Genomic DNA, 22,586 nt, shown 5'->3' with positions numbered 1-22,586 from the left:
ATTGAGTTATACGGCGTCATTGAGCGATGGAACGGCTCTTCCCTCTTGGCTGACGTTTGAGGGGGATACCCGAACCTTTCAAGGGACGGCACCGAGTACCGATGCCGGTAAAATCCATACCGTTGCCCTGACCGCGACCGATGCGGCAGGAGAGAGCGTAACGGACACTATGGATCTGAAAGTGATTCTTCCGATTGTCCGGGGGAGTGCATCCCTAGATTACCTCTACGGAACCGACGGCGGGGAGGATACGCTGTACGGACTGGGAGGAAACGATTATATGTTTGCGTTTGCCGGAGACGATACCATGGACGGAGGGACAGAGGCTGACTTTTTATACGCCGGGGACGGTATCGATACACTCATCGGAGGAGAGGGAAATGACTATATGTTCGGTGAGAACGGAAACGACACGCTCTACGGCGGTGAGGGAAATGACTATATGCTCGGTGAGAACGGTAACGACACTCTCATCGGCAATAGCGGAAATGACCGAATGAGCGGCGGAGCCGGTAATGACCTCTATTTGTTCGATATCGGATCGGGTCAGGATGTGATTAATGACATTGCCGGTACCGGATCGGATAAAAACATCGTTCGAATGGGGAGCGGTATATTAACATCGGACATCATACTAGAGCGTGTTACCCAGTCCGGCGTCACCTTGCGGATTGCAGGGACGAGTGATCAGGTGACCTTGGAAAACTGGTTCTTAAATCCTATGTATCGAGGGACCAATATCGAGTTTGCCGATGGAACGGTATGGGATGATACGGTATTGTCCAGCGCACAATGGGGTGTCATCCCGGTACAGACGGGTACTGCATCCCGGGAGTATCTTTACGGGACAGACGGCGGGGCGGACACGCTGTACGGATTGGGCGGAGGCGATTATATGTTCGCCTTTGCCGGAGATGACATAATAGATGGCGGGGACGGAATGGACTTTATTTATGCGGGGGACGGAGTCGATACCCTAATCGGTGGAGAGGGGAACGACTATCTGTTCGGTGAGAACGGAAACGACACACTCTACGGCGGCGAAGGAAATGACTATCTCTTCGGTGAGAACGGAAACGACACGCTCGATGGCAATAGCGGTAATGACCAAATGAGCGGCGGAGCCGGCAATGACCTCTATCGGTTCGATCTCGGATCGGGTCAAGATGTGATTAATGAGTCAATAGGGAGCGATACCGTTAAATTTGGAACCGGCATTGCCAAGAGCGATATCGCTTTTTTTATGGAGGGATCCTCACTTCTTGTGGATATCGGAGGGGAAGAGTACTTTACCGTGACCAATCAATCTTACGCTAACAATGCGATTGAACGGTTTGAATTGTATGACGGCAGTTATCTCTCCAATATCGATGTCAATCTGATTGTTCAGAACATAACGGCATTTGCTGCCGATAACGGAATCTCTATTTCGAATGTCGATTCGGTGAGAGCCAATCAGGATCTTATGAACATCGTTGCGGCCGGTTGGCATCCGTAAATCAGCTCGATGGGGTATCGGTAGCCGTAAAGTGGGTATTACTTTTAGCCGTTGTGCGCGGGATCGGCTGTGTGAGCGCCGATTCGTTTTTCTCTCCGGTACGGATCCGTTCCACTTCGAGTACCGGAGTGACCCAGATTTTACCGGCACCGTGCCCCAAATCTTGCGTATGAGAACGGATACACTCCATCGCCGTCTCTTTGTGTGCGTTGTCGGAGACAACGATGGTAACCATCACTTTCGGATATAAATCGGCTTCATTATTTTTCTCGGCAATGCCGAGAGACCCTTTTCCGATGACGTCCATCACAGTGACCCCTTCGATCAGATTATCAAACAGTTCACGTAAAACATCATTCAGACAGTGTTTGTTAAATACGGCGGTAATTTGCATCATGGTAAATCCTTTATAGTGTTTAAACGCGGATCGGAACACGTCCTGATCCGCTACGCTGGCCGCTAAGGCTGAAGCTAGCCCCATGCGGGGCAGAATTGAAAGTTCACGATCTTTAATGCATAAAATATTCTTGCTGTAACTCGCGACAAAATTGTCGCATTTAATCAAGAACGGCTCTTGCATCTTTCTGAGCAATATCATCCATCAAGGAGCAATCAATGGCACGGGACACATTAATCGGCGGAGCATTATGGGAAGAGTACTCAACTGAAGTACAACGACGGATGAATGATCCGGTCAATATGGGAGAGATCACTCAAGAAGAGGCCGATTCGGCTGAGAAAAAACTCATCATTGCCGATTTCGGTGCGGAGAGCTGCGGGGATGCGGTGCGGTTGTACTGGATGATCGATCCTAAAAATGATGTGATCGTTAAAAGCCGATTTAAAAGTTTCGGATGCGGGACGGCGATTGCCAGTTCGGATATGATGGCAGAACTCTGTATGGAGAAAACGGTCGATGAAGCGCTGAAAATCACCAACATCGACGTCGAAAAAGCGCTCCGGGACGAAGAGGATATTCCGGCGGTTCCGGGACAGAAGATGCACTGTTCGGTTATGGCGTACGACGTCATCAAAAAAGCGGCATCGATCTACAAAGGGGTCGATATGAGCGAGTTCGAGACGGAGTTTATCGTCTGCGAATGTGCCCGCGTGAGTCTCGATACCCTCAAAGAGGTGATTAAACTGAACAAACTCGAAACGATTGAGCAAATCACCGATTACACCAAAGCGGGCGGATTTTGTAAATCGTGTATCAAACCGGGCGGACATGAGAAAAAAGATGTCTATCTCGTCGATATGCTCTCTGAAATCACCGCTGAACTTCAAAAAGAGGCAATCAGCAAAAAGATCAAAGAGGCTAAAGGGGACGGAAATTTCAACGCGATGAGTTTGGTCCAAAAACTCCGCAGCATCGAATCGATCCTCGAAGAGTACATCCGCCCGACACTCAAAGCCGACCACGGGGATGTCGAAGTGATCGATCTCAAAGAGGTGGACGGGGAGCACGAACTCTACATCCAGTATAAGGGAGAGTGTATGAGCTGTTCGATGAATACGACAACGACGCTGGCCGGAATGCAGGACATGCTTAATTTCAAGCTTAAAGCCAATTTACGTGTGATGGTAGTTTAAAAATGGTACAAATAACCTCTGCCTCGTATGGGGCAAGCGTTTCAGAGAAACGAACGCTTCGCTTGTTTTATGCCGCAGCGACTACGCTAGCCGCTGTGTTCATGGAGCATTTCGCATGAAACAAGCAACCAAAGAGGGGACATTTTCATATCTCAAAAAATTCGGCACTTATTCAAAAGATTTCTACCGTTTTAACGGAGAGCTCTTTTTCCCCTCACTCGGTCTTGGGACCTATAAACCCGAACCGTACAAAGAGGAAAACTATATCATTAATTTCTCGGAGGCGATCAAAACCGCATTGCGCAACGGGATCAATTTGATCGACACAGCGATTAACTACCGTTATCAGATGTCGGAACGAGAGATCGGTGAAGCATTGGCTGAGATGTTCAAAACCGGCGAAATCACGCGCGAAGAGGTGATCATCGCCTCCAAAGCCGGATTCATCCCCCTCGATTTTCCGTTCCCCGACAATCCCTACGGTTGGATACAAGAGACAATCGTTACTCCGGGGTTGGCGAAGAAAGAGGAGATCATTATTGATCAGCACTGTATGAGTCCCAAATACCTCCGCTGGAGCTGTGAACAATCGCTTCAGAATCTCGGTTTGGAGGCGCTGGATATCTTATTTCTCCATAATCCCGAAACGCAACTGGGGTATATCGATACCCAAACGTTTTACGAACGGATCGAAGAGGCGTTCACACTCTTCGAAACACTGAGGGGGGAGGGTAAGATCGGTGCGTACGGGATTGCGGCATGGAACGGATTTTTGTACGAAGAGGAGCATACCGAGTACATCTCTCTGGCGCGTATCGTCGAGATTGCACGGCGTATCGGCGGAGAGGACCACGGATTCAAATATCTTCAAAGTCCGTTCAACCTTGCCAAGCCCCATGCGTATGCCTATGCGAACCAGCAGGGCGAAGACGGAATGTATATTCCGCTGATGCATGCGTGTGCACGCTTCGGTATCACCTACATGGGTTCATCGCCGCTGCTTCAAAAAAATCTCTTTAAGCGGCCGTTTGCGGCAAAGATTGGGGAATTGATGCGAACAAGCGACCTCAGCGATGTCACGAGCGCACTGCAATTTGCCCGTTCGGCAGGAGCCATCAGTACGGTTTTTGGTGCGGTTGAACCGTCGCACGTCATCGACAATACGATTTTGGCCCATATTCCCGCTGCCTCGATAGAAGCAATGGAGATTTTGATGAGAGATTCGTATGATGTATGACGTCATCGTAGTCGGCAGCGGTATATCGGGGCTGTATGCGGCGCTCAATGCACGGCGCGCCGGAGCTTCCGTCGCCCTGATCTCCAAAAGCAGCCTCCTGCGTTCCAATTCGGCGGTTGCGTCGGGGGGGATTAATGCGGTTATCAAATCAACACGCAACGATTCGTGCAGAGAGCACGTAGCCGATACGATCAAAGGATCGGATAATCTGGGGCGCCTTGCCGCGATTAATGCCATGGTAAGCGGGGGGAAAGAGATCATCGAAGATCTCGTGAAAATGGGGGTAGTTTTTGACTGCGACGAAAATGGCGACATTGCCCAGCGCCCTTTTGGCGGAACCAAAGCGAAGCGCACCTGCTACATCGGTGACCGTACCGGTGCCTCGATTACCCAAACCCTTTTGATGCAGTGTCGAAAAGAGGGGGTGATCATTTTTCATAACCATATGATCCTTAGCATCGCAATGTTTAAAGAGAAGCTTTCGGGAATCACCCTCCTGCGGCGCTCCGACTCTCAGGTGATTGCGTTCGCATGCAAATCACTGATCCTTGCGGGAGGGGGGTATGCCGGAATCTATCGGGGACATTCAACCAACTCCCAAGAGTCAAGCGGCGATCTGCTGGCCATAGCGCTGCGTGCCAAAATGAGATTGGTGAATATGGAGTTTGTCCAGTTCCACCCCACCACGCTTCTGGGAAGCGGCACCCTCATCAGTGAAGCGGCACGGGGAGAGGGGGCGATTATCGTAGATGAAACGGGTAAACGCTTTACCGATGAACTCCAGACACGGGATAAACTCTCCCGTGATATTGTCCGCCATCAGCTCGCTGGGCGCAAAGTTTTTCTCGATTTTCGCCACTTAAGCGAAGAGACAATCGACAAAAAACTCCCCTCCGCCCGTAAAAATGCCCTTAACGGTGCGGGAATTGATATCTTGAACGAACTTCTTCCGATTACCCCATCGGCCCATTATACGATGGGAGGAATCTGGACCCGAAACGATACCTCTACCGATATCGATAATATATTCGCCTGCGGAGAGTGTGCCTACAGCGGTGTACACGGAGCTAATCGTCTGGGGGGGAACAGTCTTCTCGAAGCGGCCTATTTCGGACGACTGGCGGGTACGGAAGCGGCACGTGCCGCAAAAAAAGAGCTCTTTCATCCGATTGATTACGCCTTGGTCAACCGAGAGTCCAATTACGTCGAAATGATATTGGGGGGAGAAAACCGTTTTAATATCAACACGATGCGCCGAAATCTGGGAAACAACCTTTACAAAAATGCGGGGGTATTTCGGACCCATGATTCGTTGGCCAACTCTTTGGAATACATCCATTATCTGATTAAAGTCTCTTCAGGGCTGCGCTGCATTAACAAAGAGCGGAACAATAATGTCGAACTTATGTCGATCATCGAGTTTAAAAACGCGCTGATCGTTGCCGAAGCAATGGTGATGAGCGCGATGGCGCGCGAAGAGAGCCGGGGTGCCCATTACCGCGAAGATTACCCCGATACGAATGATCAAAAATTCGGGAGGGATACCATCCTCCAGCGCCTTGCCGGCACTTTTTTACGCATCACGTTTGAAAGTTATCTCTCTTCGGATTGGTGGCACAGGATTCGAAAGTTTTTTCACGCGCAATAGCACGATGAATTGAATAGGTATTGACCAACGCAGCGGATCGGGATTCTATTCCGATAGCGTTCAAATAATCAAAAAGGAAATAAAATGGCAAAAGTTATGTTACGTTACGACAGCAAGGGGGCAATCTCTTTTTATGTTGCGAAAAAAGATATGGAAGAGACGATCGTCAAAGCCGAGTTTGATACGGATGACAAATGGGGCGGCGAAGTGGAGCTTTCCAACGGTGAGACATGGTTTATTGAGCCGGGGGTTAAAAAGTTTCCTTCCGAAGTGATGGCGGTGAGACGGGGGGAGTGATTCAGCTTAAGTGCTTTATGTAATTCTATCGGCTAGAATAGACCCTGAAATCGTTCAACGCTAGATCAAGAATGGGATATAAAGAGCCGTAGGATTACCAAAGAGACTTTTCACACCTTGCCTTAACAGTCCTTCAAGGGGGATTAATCTCCCGTATTCGAAAGATACGGGTAGCTTTAGGGGGGTGCGTACCATCAGTTAGAACTCGAAATCCAAAAAAACATTGTGACAGAGATCGAAAAACTTAAAGCAAATATTTCAGAAGCAAAAGCGGTGGTCAGCGGTGCACGTGCAAAAAAAGAAGCAATCTTGTGAAAGTATTTGTAAGGAGTTAAGAATGAAACGCGATACGGTTTTGGAGTATCTCCGCTCGAAAAAAGAGGAGTTCCGCACTCGGTACGGTATCACGACACTCGGGATTTACGGCAGTGTCGCACGAGATGAAGCGACGGAAGAGAGCGATGTGGATATTTTTTATCAAACGGATTCGACGTTTTCGATGGGATTATTTGAATTTACCGCTTTTTTGCGTAATTTAGAAACTGAATTGCATTCTAAAATTGACTTTGTTAATCTCAAATCAATGAATCCAATCATCAAACATTATGCACAAAAGGATTTTATTTATGTATGACGAAAAAAATCTAATCTACATTATGACGATGCTTGAATGCAGTGAAAAGGTGTGGATATATTCAGGTAAATACAAGACAGCAAATGATTTTATCTGGGCGGATGAACAGCAACCTCTCAATGGAGTCATCAGTCTGTTTATCGCGATCGGTGAAGAGTCAAAAAAAATCGATCAAAATCTCAAACAGGATATTTCAACTCAAATGGATTGGGCCAGTGTTGCGGGGATACGGGATAAAATTTCTCATGATTATCGTGGAATCGACGAAGCTATTTTGTGGAACACCATAAAAAGAGAGTTGGTTATTTTGAAAAATGCCCTTGTCGAAATGGTAGCACTGATAAATCCATCCAAAGAGATATTGGATGCATTTTTGGATAGTCCTTATTATCGCCATCTTGGATATCTGCGACAATAAGGCTTAGCTACACTTCTATCCCGTACTGTTTGATCTTGTATCCGATCTGACGGGCGGTCATCCCCAGAAGACGGGCTGCTTTGGTCTGAATACCGTGCGAATCGATCAACGCCTGCGTAATGGATTCACGCTCCAACTCGTGAAGGGTTTTTTTCGTGATAGGGGGTGACGAAGGGGCCTCTTTGTACGGAGCGGGGGCGGCATACAGCGGCTGCGTCATCGGCTGCGGTTCGGGTGGCTGCATATAGAGCTTTTGATAGTTAAACGGCAATACATGGCTCAACATCTCCGGCTGAATCTCTCCGTCAGGACAGATCAGGACGATCCGCTCCATCGTATTTTGAAGCTCACGAATATTTCCCGGCCACGGGTAATCAAGGAGCAGCTCCATCGCCCCTTTCGTAAAGTGCATGCTTTTTCGGTGTTCTTTCATAAAACGGTGGAGATAGTGTTCGATCAGCAGCTTCACGTCTTCATACCTCTCGCGCAGAGGAGGGAGATTGAGGGGGATGACGTTGAGCCGGTAAAAAAGATCCTCACGAAACTCCCCCTTTCGGACCATATCTTCGAGATTTCGGTTGGTCGCGGCAACGAGACGGACATTGGTTTTAACCGTTTTGTTCCCACCGACCCGTTCAAACTCCTGTTCCTGCAAAATACGGAGCAATTTAACTTGGAGCGAGGGGGTGATATCTCCGATTTCATCGAGAAACAGCGTCCCTCCGTCGGCCAGTTCAAACCGCCCTTTACGCATCTCTTTTGCATCGGTAAATGCCCCTTTTTCATGTCCGAAAAGTTCGCTTTCCAAAAGGGTCTCGCTGATCGCGGCACAGTTAAGCTTGATAAACGGACCGTTTTGGCGGCGGCTGAGATTATGGACGGCGGTAGCGATGAGCTCTTTTCCGGTCCCCGTCTCTCCTCGGATCAGGATCGTCGCATCGGTGGGGGCGACGGTATTGATCATTCCGAACACCTGCTGCATCCGTGTGGAACGGCCGACGATATTTTCGAATTTGTAATCTTTTTGCATCTCCTCTTTGTAGTAGGTTTTGAGATCGCTGAGGGACTCTTTCTCTTTTACCAGCGTTTGCTGCACTTTCATCGCTCCGACGAACAGGCTTCCGACGATGGTGAGCATACGGACGATCTCGTCAAATCCCAAGGGGCTGTTTTTTCCGATATTGGCCGAAATCACCCCGATCACCTCGTCATCTTTCAATAAAGGGACGGCAACATACGAAATCATCTGGGTAGAGATATTCCCCATTTTATTCAGATAATTGATGTTGTTGTGGATGTTCTCGATGACGATCGGTTCACGGCTTTTGGCCGCAAGGCCGGTCGCCCCTTCGCCGAAACGGTAGGTCGCCATCTTGATTTGGTGCGGTTTTAAATCGATAGAGACAAGGAGCTCAAGCTCATCGGCATCCTCTTTTTTACGAAACAGAGCACACCGTTCCAGATATCCGTGCTGTTTGAGGCGGCGGATCGCTTTTTCAATGTTCTCATTGATATCGAGGGTATCGGTCATCATTACGGCAATATCATACAGAAGATGAATCTCTTTGTAGGCGAATGTCAGCGGGCAGGTCTGGCACTCTTCACGATTGGGTATTTTGGTTTCGGTTGTCATCATGGTTTTATCTTTACAGTTCAGAGATAGTGTTATTGTAATACAAGGTGAACTAAAAAAGAACTCTTAGTATGAATAAAAAATAGACAATTTTTAGAATAAATATTGCATAGCATGGTAAAAATCACGTAAAAGGATTGACAGTGCAAATTACCGTACACGGAACACCGACACTTTTGGAGGGGAAAGAGATGACCATCTGGCGTGAGGCACCGGCTGCTCGCGTTTCGCTTCTGGATGGGACACAAAACGTTATCGGGATGATTGCCCCGACCGCACAGCTGCTGATCGCGATCCCTTCGTTGAAAACCGAAGTGTGTTCGCTCGGTGCCAAAAAGTTCAATGATCTGATCAAACAGTTCAAAAAGCTCAAAACCGTTATGGTGACAACCGATGATGCGGAGTTTGTCAAAGAGTTCGTAGAGCGTGAAGGGATCGACGGTGCCGATGTCGTCATCGATACCAATCGTGACTTCGCCAAAAAATTCGGCCTTCTGATCACCGAAGGGAAACTCAAAGACCGGCTGGCCCGCGCGGTATTTGTCATCGATCAGGAGGGGATGATCAGCTACAAAGAGGTTGTTCCCGAAATTACCGATGAAGTGGACTACGACAAATGCATCGAAGCGGTGGACAAAGCGGCCAATTTCAAGAAAAAAGGGCACGATCACGAAAACTGGATGGGTGTCTAAGAGGTAATATCATGGTTGATCAATACGTGACATGGCTCAACTCCCGCAATTTTGGCGGAGAAGATCTGGAGCAAAAAGGGTTCAACGGCAATACCCCCCTGATGATGGCCGCCTTGGAAGGCAATGCCATGATGGTGTCGCGTCTGATTGAGGCGGGGGCTAATCTGTATGCGATCAACCATGATCATAACGGCGTACTGTTCAATGCCTGCTACGCCGGATCCCCGGAGGTGATCCGTCTGTTGATCGAGGCGGGTGCCGATATCAACGATACCAATGAAGAGGGGACGACGGCACTGATGTATGCGGCGTCAGCGTCACGGCTGGAGTGTGTTCGGATGCTTCTCTCTCTGGGTGCGGACACCGCATTGGAAAATGAAGACGGTTTTAGCGCCTTGGAGCTAGCCACCCATCGCGATGTCTTTAAAGTGCTCCGCAGTGCGTGAGGAGACCCTCCTCACACCGCTAAAAGTTGCCCGGAAAACCACCTATTTGGAGTGGGGTTCCCAACCCTCTCTCTTTAAACACTATCCCCGTTTTTGTTACCGGATCGCCCTTGAGGATCTGCCGGAGCTCTCATGGCTCTCACACCTACGATACGTTACCTCCGAACGCCTGATCGGCGGCAACCCCTATTATCAGTTAAACGTCCCATCGGCGGGAAATCTTCACCCCCTGGAAATTTATCTTCAGATACGCAACGTGACGGGTGTACTCAGCGGTATTTACCATCTGGATCCCCTGAACGCCCAACTCGTTTTGATTCAGGAGATCGAAGGGGACGGAATCGAAGGCGCCATCGGGATGGAGAAGCGTTTTAACGGCGTTATCCTGATGGTCTCACTCGTACCGTTTCGCTCATTTTGGAAATACGGCCTCCGCTCCTGGCGGTACGGATATCTCGATCTTGGGCATCAGTTGGGGGCATGGTACGCCATAGTGCGACATTTTGGATTGTCGCTGACAAAAATGTCGCACATTGACGCACTTCTCCTGAATACCCTGATGGGGATGGGGGAGGATGAGTTTATCGCGGCCGTCTATGCGGTCGGTGAGGTGGGGAATCGGCCGGTGCAGCCCCTGCAAACGCCTCTCATGAGAGTCGCACCCTGCGATTACACCTACCGGGATGACCGGATGAGCAAAGCGCTCATCGAGGCACCGATCTATACCGATATGCCCGATTTCAAACCGTTTTATACCGATCAGTTTGAACGACTGAACCGTACACGGCGCAGTGCACGGGAATTTTTCCCCTCCTCGATGAGGGATGATGCACTCGAAACCCTGATGCACGTTATGGCTCCCCCCTCGCTGGAAATCGTCGCAATCGTCTTACAGGCACACGCTATGCAACCGGGAGTCTATCGTAAAGCTACATTGTCGGAAGCGGGAGATTTTCGCGCACAAGTTCTCCATCTTCTTCTGGATCAACGCTTTTGTGCGAGTGCCAATATGGTATTATTGATTTACGCGAAACAATTTAACGCGGCCGCACATATCGAAGGGGGGATCTTTGGTGAAGAGATCTACCTCGTATCCGAACATCTCGGGGTCGGATGCAGTGGAATCGGAGCTTTCTACGATAACGAAGGTTTATACTGGTCGAATAATCCACTGCTGTATGCAGTAGCAATAGGGGGGAAATTATGATAATCGGAATTCCAAAAGAGATTAAAACGGATGAATTTCGTGTCGGAATGACACCGCACGGCGTTCACGAACTGATCCAATCGGGGCATACGCTCCTGGTTGAAACCGATGCGGGGAAGGGGAGCGGTTTTGAGGATGAGACCTATCGTGACTCGGGTGCCGAAATCGTCGAGAGTGCGGATGAAATTTACGGACGTTCGCAAATGATCCTAAAAGTCAAAGAGCCCATCGAAATCGAATATGAGCGGCTGCACGAAGGGCAGATCCTCTTTACCTATCTCCATCTTGCCGCCGATAAACGGCTCACCGAAATACTGTGCGAAAAAAAGGTGACGGCATTCGCTTACGAGACACTGCGGGTAGGGAGACGGCTTCCGCTGCTCGAACCGATGAGCGAAATTGCCGGACGGATGGCCACGCTGTTCGGCGCACTCCATCTGGGACGTTACTACGGCGGGAGCGGCCGCCTTTTGGGAGGGGCGGTCGGTGTTGAACCGAACCGCGTTATCGTCCTCGGAGCCGGGGTTGCCGGCAAGGCGGCTGCCGAAGCGGCCGCAGGGCTGGGGGCGGAAGTGGTAATGTTTGACATCAACACCGAACGCCTAAGCTATCTGCGCGATGTCATGAGCCCGAAAATCACGTTTCTAAAATCAACGCATCACGCAATATTGGATAATATTAAATCCGCCGATCTTGTCGTCGGCACCGTCTTGATCCCCGGAGCCAAAGCTCCGAAACTTGTTACCCGTGAGATGCTCTCCGTCATGAAAAAGGGATCGGTCCTTGTCGACGTTTCCATCGATCAGGGGGGATGTTTTGAAACTTCTCACCCGACGACCCATTCGCAGCCGACATTCGTAGTGGAGGGGATCGTCCACTACTGCGTCGCCAATATGCCCGGAATGTATCCGCGTACGTCCACAATCGCATTGACCGACGCCACTTTGCCTTATGCGCTTAAAATTGCTTCGACGCCGTTGGAGTTACTGTTGCAAGAGGAACACTATCGCGGGGCACTCAATACCTATGAGGGGAAGCTCACCAACGAAGCGGTAGCACTCGCACACAACTTCAATCAGGAGTCTGTACAATGAATGAAATAGACAAAGCACGCGAAATACTCGGAATTTACCGTTTTTATAAAATGGACGGCAAGCTCTACCATTACGACGAAGACGATCGGCTCGATGAGCTGTTTGATTCGGTCGTCATGGCGATCAACGAGTGCGGTATCCTCAAACCGCTCCTCCCCAAAGAGGAGTTCGTCATCCCCTGCCGTGGAATCCTCAACCGTGAGAAAGCGTGGCTGCAACGGTTTGAGCACCAAGATACCCGGGCTTTCTTCCTCAGCGACATTTATGATTTTTTACGCCTTTTTACCGGGCGGACGCAACTGAGGGTCAATTAACCGCTTCTTACAGTTTGGCCGATTCAAGCAGCAAAGCGTCAATCGCCGTAAACAGAGTATCGCTGGCCTCTTCCATTGCTTGAAAATTTGCGATTACCTTCTCTTTGTTTTCGGTCACGAAATCACCTTTTTCTATAAATTTCATATTGGCTTTGATCGTGTTATGGATCGTTTGGTGCGGCTGGAGGAGGGCATTATAACCGGGCAGCTTGGAAAATCGCTCTTTTCCCAGACCGTTTTCATACCATCTCCCCAATCGACAGCTGTGATGATCTTCAAATTCTTCCCCGATTTTTCCATGAAATATAGCGCTGTAGGCATTCGCTTTTATGATAATGTGATCCATTTTTGCCAAGGTGCTGAAGGTGGAGTTCTCGATCCGGTTTGCCTCTTTCGCAGTCTGAAGGGCAACGCTGTTGAATTCATGAAGGGTCGTCTGGAAACTTTCGATCGCACGGGTAGAGGTGTTGGCAATATCGCTCATCGACTCCGCGTTTGTTTGAATTTCACCGGTGTCTTGTTGAAGGCTCTGAACGGCGATCCCGATTTCGCCGGTCGCTTTCTGGGTCCGTTCGGCCAGTTTGCGCACTTCGTCGGCGACGACGGCAAATCCCCGCCCGTGTTCACCCGCACGGGCCGCTTCGATGGCGGCGTTCAATGCCAACAGGTTGGTTTGATCGGCAATATCTTTGATCAGAGAGACGACGGAGTTGATTTCATTGGTTTTTTCGTTGAGGGTGATGATCGCGGAGGTGGAGGTTTGGATCAGTTGGAGTAAAGAGGCCAGCTCCGAAACAATCTGTTCGAGTTCACGGACTGTTTGGGTCGAGGTATTGGCCGTTTTTTGGCTTGACTCTACGATCTGTCCCAATCGTGAGATGTTATGCTCGGTATCTTTTTGAATCGTTAAAAACCCGTTTATCCCCTGTGCGATTTCGCTAATTTGGGCATTGACCGTCGTGCGCTGGATGTATTTGTGGCTCAATTCCATGGCATCGATCCCCCGATTGACCAGATCGCAGTTGTAACCGAATGCGCCGCTCAACCCCTTTTTTAATACTTTTCGATAATAGTGGTTTTCGCTGGCATGTTCTACCCCCGCCTTGATTTCACGCATGAAAATTTCCAGCTGGTCGAGCAGATTGTTGACGTTCCATGAGAGCTGATAAATCTCGGCATGATCATCAATATCGGTGATTCGAGATTCGAGTTCCCCCATTTTGGCATTTTTAACCACATCCGCTACTTTATTAATACTCGATTTAGCCCATTTGACATTCGCAAAAATGACCCATCCAAGGCCGAAGTTTATCAGTCCCAAAAGGGAAAACCATTCAAACCCGTTATACAGCAGTTCACACATCAATATTGTCGCAACCATAATCAACGAAGCGACATTAACGTACTGTATTTTAGAGAGAGAGGATAAATTGGTCATAGCTTACTCCTAATTGTGAGAGATTCGAATCGAGAATTTTTTGGGAAGCACCGATACCTCCGTATTGTTCGGCATCCAAGAAAATCCGGTATTGGTTTTGAATGACGTTTAATGCCTCGGGAGTCGGTTTTCGGCGCACCGAATGGTATCCGATGATCTTTCCGACACTGCTGTACGATGGGGTGACATGGGCAAAAACCCAATAAAAGTCCCCCCTCTTGGTTCTATTTTTGACATACGCAAAGATCTCTTTTCCGTTTTGGACATGTTCCCACAGGAGTTTGAAAATGAGTTTCGGCATATCGGGGTGGCGTAAAATATTATGGGGAGAACCTAGCAGCTCTTTTTCACTGTATCCGGAAATCGTGATAAACAGATCGTTCCCGTAGGTGATCCGCCCGGACAGATCGGTTTTTGAGACGATGAATTCATCATCGTTAAAAGAGAGCTCTTTACTCATTAGTTGTTCCTATAATTTTTATTGATTTTCAATATCAACAATATGCATATAGTATTCTGGTAAGCACTCTTCGATAACGCCTACAATGGAGCGGCCGAGAAAAGGGGAGAATTCGGAGACAAAATTGTGTTTGAAGAAAAGATCAGTTGTTTCCCGCAAAAGCGGGAGAATCCGGGTTATACCGCTCCGAATGACGCTTTACCGCCCCGTTGCATCGCTTTGATCTCATCGTACGTTTTATCGGCGATACGAAGAGTCGTCCGTTTCATCTCATTACAGACGGCATCGATTTTCTCTTTGTCGGACATTTTTTTCAGATCCCCTTTGGAGAGATCGGCAAAATCAAGAAGATCGTTCCATACCGAACTCTCATCAAGTGCATACGTATAGAAGGTGATCCCTTCGTATTCAAATTTTCCTTTACCGATGATATCGGAGACAAATAGGAGATATTTTCCCTCCGGACTCAAATATTCTTTGTATTTTGCAACGAAAGCTTCAAAAAGATCCAATGATTGAAGCTCTAATGCCATAAAGTCGATCATATCGGTGTTGGTAGCCAGTAAAACCTGTTTGACGATATCTTTCGGCGGAAGACTTTTATCGGCTGTGATCACTTTCCCCTCCGTAACGATAAGGCATCCGCGATAGGCGTATTTGTAAGAATCGGTAGGGGCGTTGTAAACGATCATCCATTCGAGTTTGTTGTCGGCAATGTAGCTTTGGATAGACATGGTGAGTTCCTTCAAAAATTGGTTAACTCACTCAATACAATTCTTGTTCTACCTTTTTCGCACAATAAATGCACCACTCTTTTCAAACTGTCATTCCCACGAAGGCGGGAATCCAGCTTTTCTTTTAGAGATGGATCCCCGGGTCAAGCCCGAGGATGACGTGAATAAGGAATAATATGAACCCTCAAAGTGCCAAACGTTCCCTTGCTCATCTGTGTGAGCGTAAAGTCCCCGTCTTTTTGTGGGGCCCTCCGGGAATCGGAAAATCCTCCATTGTAGCCCAAATCGCACGTGAAGCCGGGATCGGGTTTATCGATCTGCGTCTCTCCCTCCTTGACCCGACTGATTTGCGGGGTATCCCCTTTTTTAACGCTAAAAACGATACGGCGATCTGGGCACCTCCGGCGTTTTTACCCGATGGTTCAGAGGAGCGGGGGATACTGTTTCTCGATGAGCTCAACACCGCCGCGCCGATGGTTCAGGCATCTGCATATCAGTTAATATTAGATCGTAAGATCGGCGAATATCGCCTCCCTGATGGGTGGGCGATCGTGGCGGCGGGGAACCGTGAGAGCGATCGTGGGGTTGTGTTTCGGATGGCGGCTCCGTTGGCCAACCGGTTTGTCCATCTGGAGATGGAAGCGAACGTCGAGGATTGGCGCAACTGGGCGATGGGGGCGGGGATTGATCCTTCCATCATCGCTTATATCTCCCACCGTCCCGATGCACTCTTCGTCTTTAACGCCGAGAGCCGGTCGTTTGCGACACCCCGCACGTGGCAGTATGTGGATGATATTATGGCCTCCAATCCCGAAGCGGATTTGGTGATGGCGATGGTGAGCGGGGCGATCGGCGAGGAGCTGGCGGCGTCGTATCTGGGCTTTCGCATGGTTGCTTCGCAGCTCCCCGATTTGGACGCGATCATGGAGGGGACGTGTACGGAGGTACCGAGTGATCCCTCCGCCCTTCATATCCTCAGCACGGCACTTACGATGCGGGTCAACGACTACACGGGGAGCAAGAAGCTCAATAACCTCATCACCTACACGTTAAAACTCCCCGGTGAGTTTGCGGTAATGATTATCCAAGACCTCCGAGCCCGTAAAATCGAACTCGACCATGTCGAGAGCTGGCCTCTGTGGATGCGACAGTTTAATACCTTGCTACGATAATGTTGCACGAGCAATTATTACTGAAGGCTAAATCCCTTTTAACGGTCAAATATCCCTATTTCGGGATGCTCTCATCGCGACTCAATTTTGAACCGAGTGAGGATGTTTCCGGATATGCCAGTAACGGAAAACGCTTTATCTATAATGTGGAGTTTTTAGAGCGTAGAAGCGTTGAAGAGGTGATGTTTATCCTCACCAACGCCGTCATGCACCATGTCCTCGCCCATCAGCAGCGCAAACTGAATCGCAGAGGACGGCTGTGGCAGTTAGCGACCGATTACGCGATCAACAATCTCCTCGCCAAAAGCGGTTTAGTCATCCCACAGGGGGCAAACTACAACAAAGAGTACGAGCTAATGTACGCCGAAGAGATCTACGATGCGCTGAAAAATGATCTTAACCTCGGTGAGGGGGATGCGTTCGGTGAGAGTAACGAAGGCGGCTCACCCTCGGATACCCTCTCCCAAGAAGGTGACGATTCGCAAGGCTTTGCCAACATTGAGGGAATCGCGGAGGAGATGGACGCCGCCGATGAGTCGCAGTGGCAATACGCCGCCTCGATCGCGCAGGAGGTCGCCCAGCGCAAGGGGGCGATGCCGCTGGGGTTGGAGAGACTGGGGAAAAAGGTCAAGCCCGCCGACGTGGACTGGCGGTTCGAACTCTACAACGCGGTAAACCGTCACATGCGTAACAACTACGCCTTTATGCCCCCGAACAAAAAACATATCCATCGCGGTATCGCGCTCCCCTCGCTCACCAGCGATACCCTCAGCCTCTGCGTCGCGATCGATACGAGCGGTTCCATCGACGATCAGCTCTTGGGGGCATTTATGGAGGAATTTAAAACGATCATGCAAAACTTCCCCTCGGTCAAAATAGAGCTGATCATCGCCGATGCGAAAGTCCACGCCCATCATACGTTTATCGGGGGCGAACGGATGGATTTTGCTCTCAAAGGGGGAGGGGGGACCGATTACCGCCCGACATTCGATTACGTCGAGTCCGCTCTGCCGATGACGACGATGCTGCTCTATTTTACCGACGGGGAAGGGTCGTATCCGCGTATTCCGCCCAATTATGAAGTGTTGTGGGCGTTGTCACGAAAAGCGAAGGTGCCGTTTGGGAGAGCTTTGGTGATATTTTCGTAAAGAAAAGGTGATTTTTATTTTTTAAAATTATATTTTAGATTATTTAGATAAGCTCTCTTCAAAAATCTCCTAATATCCAAAGGATAGAGAAAATGTCGGACAATAAACGTATAATTTTTTTGGAAAAATCGCAAGATGCCACACGTGTAGAAGATAATAAGTATTTTATTCATCAAGAAGCGTATGTAGAATTTAAATCCCATGTAGAAACAATTTTAAAAAGAATTGAAAAAAATACAAAGCAAGATTATAAAAAAGAGCGAGGGCATTATACTGTTACTATCTTAGGTAGCCGAGGAAGTGGAAAAACGACATTTGCATTAAATGCTTTAGAAAAAATTTCAAGCAATGAATGTGATCTTAAAAGTCTTGGTATATTAGACCCTACACTAATGGATACAAAAGAACATGTTTTGATCGCGGTGATCTCTTTGATTAAAGAGGAAGTTGAAAAATTTATTCGGTGTGGAAAAATTGCAACTGACACGAATCAGTGCCATGATATATTTAATAGATGCGACAGTGAAACGACATCTGAATATGAGTCTTGGAAAAAAAGTTTAAAAAAGCTGGCTGAGGGGTTAAAACAACTAAATGGATTAGGATCGGACACCTTAAAGCATGAGATGTGGGATGATCCAATTACGTTGATGGAAGATGGTTTGACCGGTGCAAAAGCTGGCTATGATTTAGATCAAAGCTTACACCAATTTATCCATAAATCTTCAAATATGCTCGGAGTCAAGGCCTTTATTTTAGCACTTGATGATATTGATACTTCATTTGAAAAAGGTTGGCCTGTACTGGAAATTTTGCGTAAATATTTGACAACCCCTCGACTCATTCCGGTTCTTTGTGGTGATGTTGATCTTTATTCTACACTGGTTCGGAAAGAACAATGGAAACAGTTAGGAGATTTACCAACCGAATATGATACGAAACATTTAGATTCGTACGAAAAAACTGTTCGTCGTTTGGAAGAGCAATATTTATTAAAAATTATCCCGCCTCGTAACCGTATTGAATTGCTTACACTTGCTGAATTAGATTGGAAGAATCTGTATATAGCATATGGAGATGATGGGGAAGGCAAAGAATTCAAAGATGTTGTAGAAAAGCTTTTTGAAGATTATGCCGGTTTGACAAAGCATAACAGTAAATCGTTTATAGAACATTTGTCGCAACAGCCTCTCCGTTTAGTTATCAGTTTTCTAAGTACTTTGTTAACAATAGGTGAAGAAAAAAACGATTCAGAGAAACAAGCATTAATTAATCATGGAATTGCACAAACATTTTTCACATCATTATCAGATACTGGACTAAGTTTTCAAAGATTACGTAATTTTCACACACGTGAAGAAAGTGTTGTTGAGCTAATGAGTGCATTGTTGAAAATTTCTGATGAGCAAGGAGATATTTTTGAACTATCAGATACTGTTTACGAAGAACCGTATAAGCAAATTAATCTTGCTTTGACATTTTTGCTTTATGGACGTTTTAAATATAGAAAAGGTGATGATTTAGGTTTTATGCTTCGGTCGTCTCTACTTCATCAGGCAATGAAACGTTCTGGTATTGAAAAAGATGCATTACATAAATTGTTTTCATTAGATAGAAATATCGATGCGATTTCTTTTACAAGATTATGGGCAGCAGTCGCAAAAGCAAGAACAGTTGATAATACAAAACAGTTTCAACTATTAGGAACTGTACAAATATATACAGACTTCGGAATGAATAAACGTTCAAATCCAACTGATGTGAATAAATATTTTACATCGTCGATAAATAAGAACGTATATAAAACTGATTGGCAGTTGAGCGACCAACAGAAGAAAATTAGAAATTTATCGGAAAATTTGAATAGTGTATTTGCTACTAAATATTATGCCATTTTGAAGTGTATGAGCACAGATGTTGGACAAACAAACAATGCGACACTGCACATCTCTGTACTTCCTTTGATTGCATTGGCATCTGAACTTTTATTAGACTCAGGAGTAATAACAAAAATACCGGCGAGAGTAAAGGCGCTTGAACTAAAAAAAGACATAGAAAATAAAGCTGTTGAACAAAAAAAGAATTCATCTAAAGAAATAGAAAATGATGACTACAATGACGATGAAGATGAAAGTGTTGAATCAAAACAGCATACAAATACGGCAGATACGGATTTAACAAAATGGGCAAAAGATAACAAAACTGTTTCTTCGTATCCTCCTCAATTTTATATCTCTGTGATGGATAGATTTTTCAATGCTCTCGAAGAGATGGAAAATCGTCAGATTAGATTACCGCTTGGAATTTTATTACGTATACAAGTTGCCGCTTTTTTAAATGTATTATTGATAGAAGAAGCTATTTTTCATAAACAAGAAGAAGTTTTTCAATTCGATCCAAGAAATCCTATTCGAACTACGGGAGTGTATGATTCAAACGTTAAAAAATTTGATATTCAGAAGGCAGCAAAATCTTCAATGAGGTTATATAAAGAATTAAGTACATTTCCTCCTTTTAAGTATTTATTAGAGGATGTTCAAGACCTTAATATTCCAAACACAGATGGTAGTACTGTGAATTACTCTTTTAGAGAACTTCTTGATACGATGGCATTGTCAACGGCCTTACCAAAATAAGTTTTATAAATGTTGGTTCATAGTTATCTTACTAGTTCGATACGACTGTTAAAATCTTATTTAATAAAAGACTTTCCAGATTGTAAAACTATAGAGAGTACCCTTTTTCTACATTTGCGTGAAACATCTCCTCATCTACCGGATTATATCCATAGGGAAGATATTGAAGCCGCTTCTCTGAACACTGCAAAGCTTTCCTCTATCTTATTATCAGGTTTTAATGCACTTGTAACTCCTCTTGAAATGCGCAATAGTGAGGTTAGGGTAATAAAAGATTCTTTTTCAGAGTGGCAAGAGACACTCACAAGGGTAACTCCTTTACCTCTCATAGCGGCAAGATTGCGGCAAGAAAAACCACTGTTTGAAGATCGTATTAATATATTTAAAAAAGTTTTATGTAAAAGTACTTTACCAAGTCCGTATCATCCTGATTTGGAAGCAATGATACGCCACGAAGGTTTAAGTGAACTTCACATACATATCAATGGTACTACAGAAGCAGATATCGTTTGGCTGGATGCTTTACAATCTCCTCAAAAAGTTTATAGTTACATGAAGACTGTCGCAACTAATCCTGAGGTGATCGAGCAGTATCGTCAACTTGATGATAAATTAGATTATAAAAATCTTTATAGACTTTTTCGTTTAGCTAGAGGACTTAGAGAAGAGCTATTTAATGCTTGTAATACTCAGCGAATGTTGCCTATCTCTCGGCTTGAGGAACTAATTGACAATCCTTTGACTACTACAAGTAGTAAACATCCATTACATGAGTATGTTTTCGCTGATAATCTTTTAGTTTTAGAGGGGCTTTTTATTTCTTTGTGCTTAGATCGTCTCGAAAATGTGGGCGATGACGGATTTTCACATGGCTTTTTATTATATTTGCTAATTTTAAATCATTTTAATAGACTTTTAGTTCAGCAAGCAGATCAATATGGATTTGATCAATTTCAAAAAATTACGTTTAATCAGTTACGTGAACACACTGAAGAACAGTATATTAAGCGTTTTCAGCAGTTGGAAGGGATGTATGGCGAAGATTTACGTTTTCTTGAAGCACGGATAGCACCAAAGCCCAATGCTGCAAAAATGTTAAAACTTTTAAAAACAATTATTAGTGACTATGAGCTTTATGCTTACGGTCTAACTAGTAGACCAGCTCTATCGAAAGAGATCACTGTTCCAAAATATAAACGGATGGATATGGCAATAACGGCTCACTTCGTAAAAGCTAAAGATAAACCCAAAAATATACATCCATGCCGTTTCTATGATTTGCGTCAATTAACGTTAAAGCGGCAAAATGCTTTGTTGGCAGTTTGGAGAAAATATAGAAAAGTCCGACAGTATCTTCACGGGATAGATGTTGCCGCTAACGAACTGCATACTCCTCCTGAAGTTTTTGCTCCTTTATTTAAACGGATGCGAAAAGAAGGATTTGTTCATTTTACTTATCATGGTGGAGAAGATTTTATTCATCTTTTGAGTGGCATCCGCACAGTTTATGAAGCTGCATATTACTTGGATTTACGTAGTGGTGATCGAATAGGTCATGCAACAGCAGTTGGTATTTTTCCGACTCTATGGCGCGAACGAATTGGGAAAACAATTCGTCTTACCAAGGGAGAATGGCTTGATGATATGATTTTTTCATATTATCTTTTATCACAAGAAGAGAATACTGCTCAATATCTACATATTATTTCATATGAAATTCAACGATATGGACAAGAAATTTTTGACACTAATGATTTTACTTTAGAAAACTATGTAGAGTTTTGGAAAGAAAAGGGGCAAGATCCTTTAGATGAGCAATTTCCGATTGAAGGTTCTCGTTATTGCAAAAAATTGTTGCATCTTTATCACCATGCAGATGTATATGAAAGGGCTAGAGTAAAGATTGAAGTGCCTACTTCATTTTTTCATGATGAGATATATACAAAATTACAAGAAGCAACGATACGATATTTGAATCAAAAGCAAATTATTATTGAGTCCATGCCTACAAGTAATGTACGGATTAGTTTTTATAAAAATCATAATGAACATCATATTTTCCGATGGCTAGGGCTAGAAAAAGATGAAAAAGCTTTGAAAGAGTTGCCAACAATTGTACTTTGCAGTGATGATCCCGGGATTTTTGCAAACAATTTGAGAATCGATTTCACTCATGTACATCGAGTCATGACAGATCACTTCAATTTGTCACCAGATCAGGCTATGGAAAAGATAAAAAAGCTTAATGAAAATGGTCGAACGTATTCTTTTACAGCATAGTTGTCTT

The 22,586-nt window shown here is 46.0% G+C and carries 21 protein-coding genes; 16 read left to right on the top strand and 5 right to left on the bottom strand.

What is annotated here, in order from left to right:
* The coding region (locus M0P91_RS14150; protein WP_295068830.1) for a calcium-binding protein at positions 1-1,498 on the top strand (1,498 nt) is incomplete at its 5' end.
* 1 nt (position 1,499) lies between these two features.
* Here the strand turns inward: M0P91_RS14150 and M0P91_RS14145 are convergent.
* On the bottom strand, positions 1,500-1,895 hold the full coding sequence (locus M0P91_RS14145) for a P-II family nitrogen regulator (protein ID WP_295068828.1): 396 nt from the start codon (positions 1,893-1,895) through the stop codon (positions 1,500-1,502).
* 218 nt (positions 1,896-2,113) lie between these two features.
* On the opposite strand from M0P91_RS14145, the gene M0P91_RS14140 reads away from it, so the two are divergent.
* The 6 genes from M0P91_RS14140 to M0P91_RS14115 all read left to right on the top strand — a co-directional run bounded on the left by M0P91_RS14140 (position 2,114) and on the right by M0P91_RS14115 (position 7,325).
* A complete protein-coding gene (locus M0P91_RS14140; RefSeq protein ID WP_295068825.1) occupies positions 2,114-3,091 on the top strand; it encodes an iron-sulfur cluster assembly scaffold protein in 978 nt (325 codons plus the stop codon).
* A gap of 115 nt (positions 3,092-3,206) precedes the next feature.
* On the top strand, positions 3,207-4,328 hold the full coding sequence (locus M0P91_RS14135; protein ID WP_295068822.1) for an aldo/keto reductase: 1,122 nt from the start codon (positions 3,207-3,209) through the stop codon (positions 4,326-4,328).
* Complete coding sequence (locus M0P91_RS14130) at positions 4,318-5,976, top strand: FAD-dependent oxidoreductase (protein WP_295068820.1); 1,659 nt, start codon at positions 4,318-4,320, stop codon at positions 5,974-5,976. The genes M0P91_RS14135 and M0P91_RS14130 overlap by 11 nt, the downstream gene beginning before the upstream one ends.
* Positions 5,977-6,060: 84 nt before the next feature.
* Positions 6,061-6,273 (top strand): putative nitrogen fixation protein NifT, encoded by a 213-nt coding sequence (nifT, locus tag M0P91_RS14125; protein ID WP_295068818.1) that lies wholly within the window; start codon positions 6,061-6,063, stop codon positions 6,271-6,273.
* A gap of 337 nt (positions 6,274-6,610) precedes the next feature.
* The gene (locus M0P91_RS14120) at positions 6,611-6,907 is read left to right on the top strand and encodes a nucleotidyltransferase domain-containing protein (protein WP_295068815.1); all 297 of its coding nucleotides are present in this window, start codon (positions 6,611-6,613) and stop codon (positions 6,905-6,907) included.
* Entirely contained in the window at positions 6,900-7,325 is a 426-nt protein-coding gene (locus M0P91_RS14115) for a HepT-like ribonuclease domain-containing protein (protein ID WP_295068813.1), read from the top strand. Before M0P91_RS14120 ends, M0P91_RS14115 begins: the two co-directional genes overlap by 8 nt.
* A gap of 7 nt (positions 7,326-7,332) precedes the next feature.
* Here M0P91_RS14115 and M0P91_RS14110 read toward each other — a convergent pair whose 3' ends face one another.
* Positions 7,333-8,961: a sigma 54-interacting transcriptional regulator gene (locus M0P91_RS14110; protein ID WP_295068810.1), complete on the bottom strand. Its 1,629-nt coding sequence runs from the start codon at positions 8,959-8,961 to the stop codon at positions 7,333-7,335.
* 140 nt (positions 8,962-9,101) lie between these two features.
* On the opposite strand from M0P91_RS14110, the gene M0P91_RS14105 reads away from it, so the two are divergent.
* Genes M0P91_RS14105 through M0P91_RS14085 form a run of 5 tightly spaced genes read left to right on the top strand, consistent with a single transcriptional unit; the run spans position 9,102 to position 12,711 of the window.
* Positions 9,102-9,650 carry a redoxin family protein gene (locus tag M0P91_RS14105; RefSeq protein ID WP_295068809.1) on the top strand — a complete coding sequence of 183 codons (549 nt, stop codon included), beginning with the start codon at positions 9,102-9,104 and terminating at the stop codon, positions 9,648-9,650.
* Positions 9,651-9,661: 11 nt separating this feature from the next.
* Positions 9,662-10,096 (top strand): ankyrin repeat domain-containing protein, encoded by a 435-nt coding sequence (locus M0P91_RS14100; protein ID WP_295068806.1) that lies wholly within the window; start codon positions 9,662-9,664, stop codon positions 10,094-10,096.
* Positions 10,089-11,303, top strand: coding sequence for a nitroreductase family protein (locus tag M0P91_RS14095; RefSeq protein WP_295068804.1), 1,215 nt, complete (start codon positions 10,089-10,091; stop codon positions 11,301-11,303). The genes M0P91_RS14100 and M0P91_RS14095 overlap by 8 nt, the downstream gene beginning before the upstream one ends.
* Positions 11,300-12,397 carry an alanine dehydrogenase gene (gene ald / locus M0P91_RS14090; RefSeq protein WP_295068802.1) on the top strand — a complete coding sequence of 366 codons (1,098 nt, stop codon included), beginning with the start codon at positions 11,300-11,302 and terminating at the stop codon, positions 12,395-12,397. The genes M0P91_RS14095 and ald overlap by 4 nt, the downstream gene beginning before the upstream one ends.
* A complete protein-coding gene (locus M0P91_RS14085; protein ID WP_295068800.1) occupies positions 12,394-12,711 on the top strand; it encodes a hypothetical protein in 318 nt (105 codons plus the stop codon). The genes ald and M0P91_RS14085 overlap by 4 nt, the downstream gene beginning before the upstream one ends.
* A gap of 7 nt (positions 12,712-12,718) precedes the next feature.
* Here the strand turns inward: M0P91_RS14085 and M0P91_RS14080 are convergent, their stop codons facing one another.
* The 3 genes from M0P91_RS14080 to M0P91_RS14070 form a co-directional block, all read right to left on the bottom strand.
* Positions 12,719-14,149, bottom strand: coding sequence for a methyl-accepting chemotaxis protein (locus M0P91_RS14080; RefSeq protein ID WP_295068799.1), 1,431 nt, complete (start codon positions 14,147-14,149; stop codon positions 12,719-12,721).
* On the bottom strand, positions 14,124-14,609 hold the full coding sequence (locus M0P91_RS14075) for a PAS domain-containing protein (RefSeq protein WP_295068796.1): 486 nt from the start codon (positions 14,607-14,609) through the stop codon (positions 14,124-14,126). The genes M0P91_RS14080 and M0P91_RS14075 overlap by 26 nt, the downstream gene beginning before the upstream one ends.
* A 176-nt stretch (positions 14,610-14,785) precedes the next feature.
* Positions 14,786-15,343 carry a hypothetical protein gene (locus M0P91_RS14070; RefSeq protein ID WP_295068794.1) on the bottom strand — a complete coding sequence of 186 codons (558 nt, stop codon included), beginning with the start codon at positions 15,341-15,343 and terminating at the stop codon, positions 14,786-14,788.
* A gap of 176 nt (positions 15,344-15,519) precedes the next feature.
* On the opposite strand from M0P91_RS14070, the gene M0P91_RS14065 reads away from it, so the two are divergent.
* From M0P91_RS14065 to M0P91_RS14050, 4 genes are all read left to right on the top strand, one after another.
* A complete protein-coding gene (locus tag M0P91_RS14065; RefSeq protein ID WP_295068791.1) occupies positions 15,520-16,515 on the top strand; it encodes a MoxR family ATPase in 996 nt (331 codons plus the stop codon).
* Positions 16,515-17,663 (top strand): VWA-like domain-containing protein, encoded by a 1,149-nt coding sequence (locus M0P91_RS14060; RefSeq protein ID WP_295068789.1) that lies wholly within the window; start codon positions 16,515-16,517, stop codon positions 17,661-17,663. Before M0P91_RS14065 ends, M0P91_RS14060 begins: the two co-directional genes overlap by 1 nt.
* A 92-nt stretch (positions 17,664-17,755) precedes the next feature.
* The gene (locus tag M0P91_RS14055; protein WP_295068786.1) at positions 17,756-20,299 is read left to right on the top strand and encodes a hypothetical protein; all 2,544 of its coding nucleotides are present in this window, start codon (positions 17,756-17,758) and stop codon (positions 20,297-20,299) included.
* A gap of 9 nt (positions 20,300-20,308) precedes the next feature.
* A complete protein-coding gene (locus tag M0P91_RS14050; protein ID WP_295068784.1) occupies positions 20,309-22,579 on the top strand; it encodes a hypothetical protein in 2,271 nt (756 codons plus the stop codon).
* The last annotated feature ends 7 nt before the right edge of the window (positions 22,580-22,586 follow it).

Origin of the sequence: Sulfuricurvum sp., assembly GCF_023229695.1 — a bacterium.
Classification (GTDB): domain Bacteria; phylum Campylobacterota; class Campylobacteria; order Campylobacterales; family Sulfurimonadaceae; genus Sulfuricurvum.
This window is presented reverse-complemented; position numbering and strand designations above follow the sequence as displayed.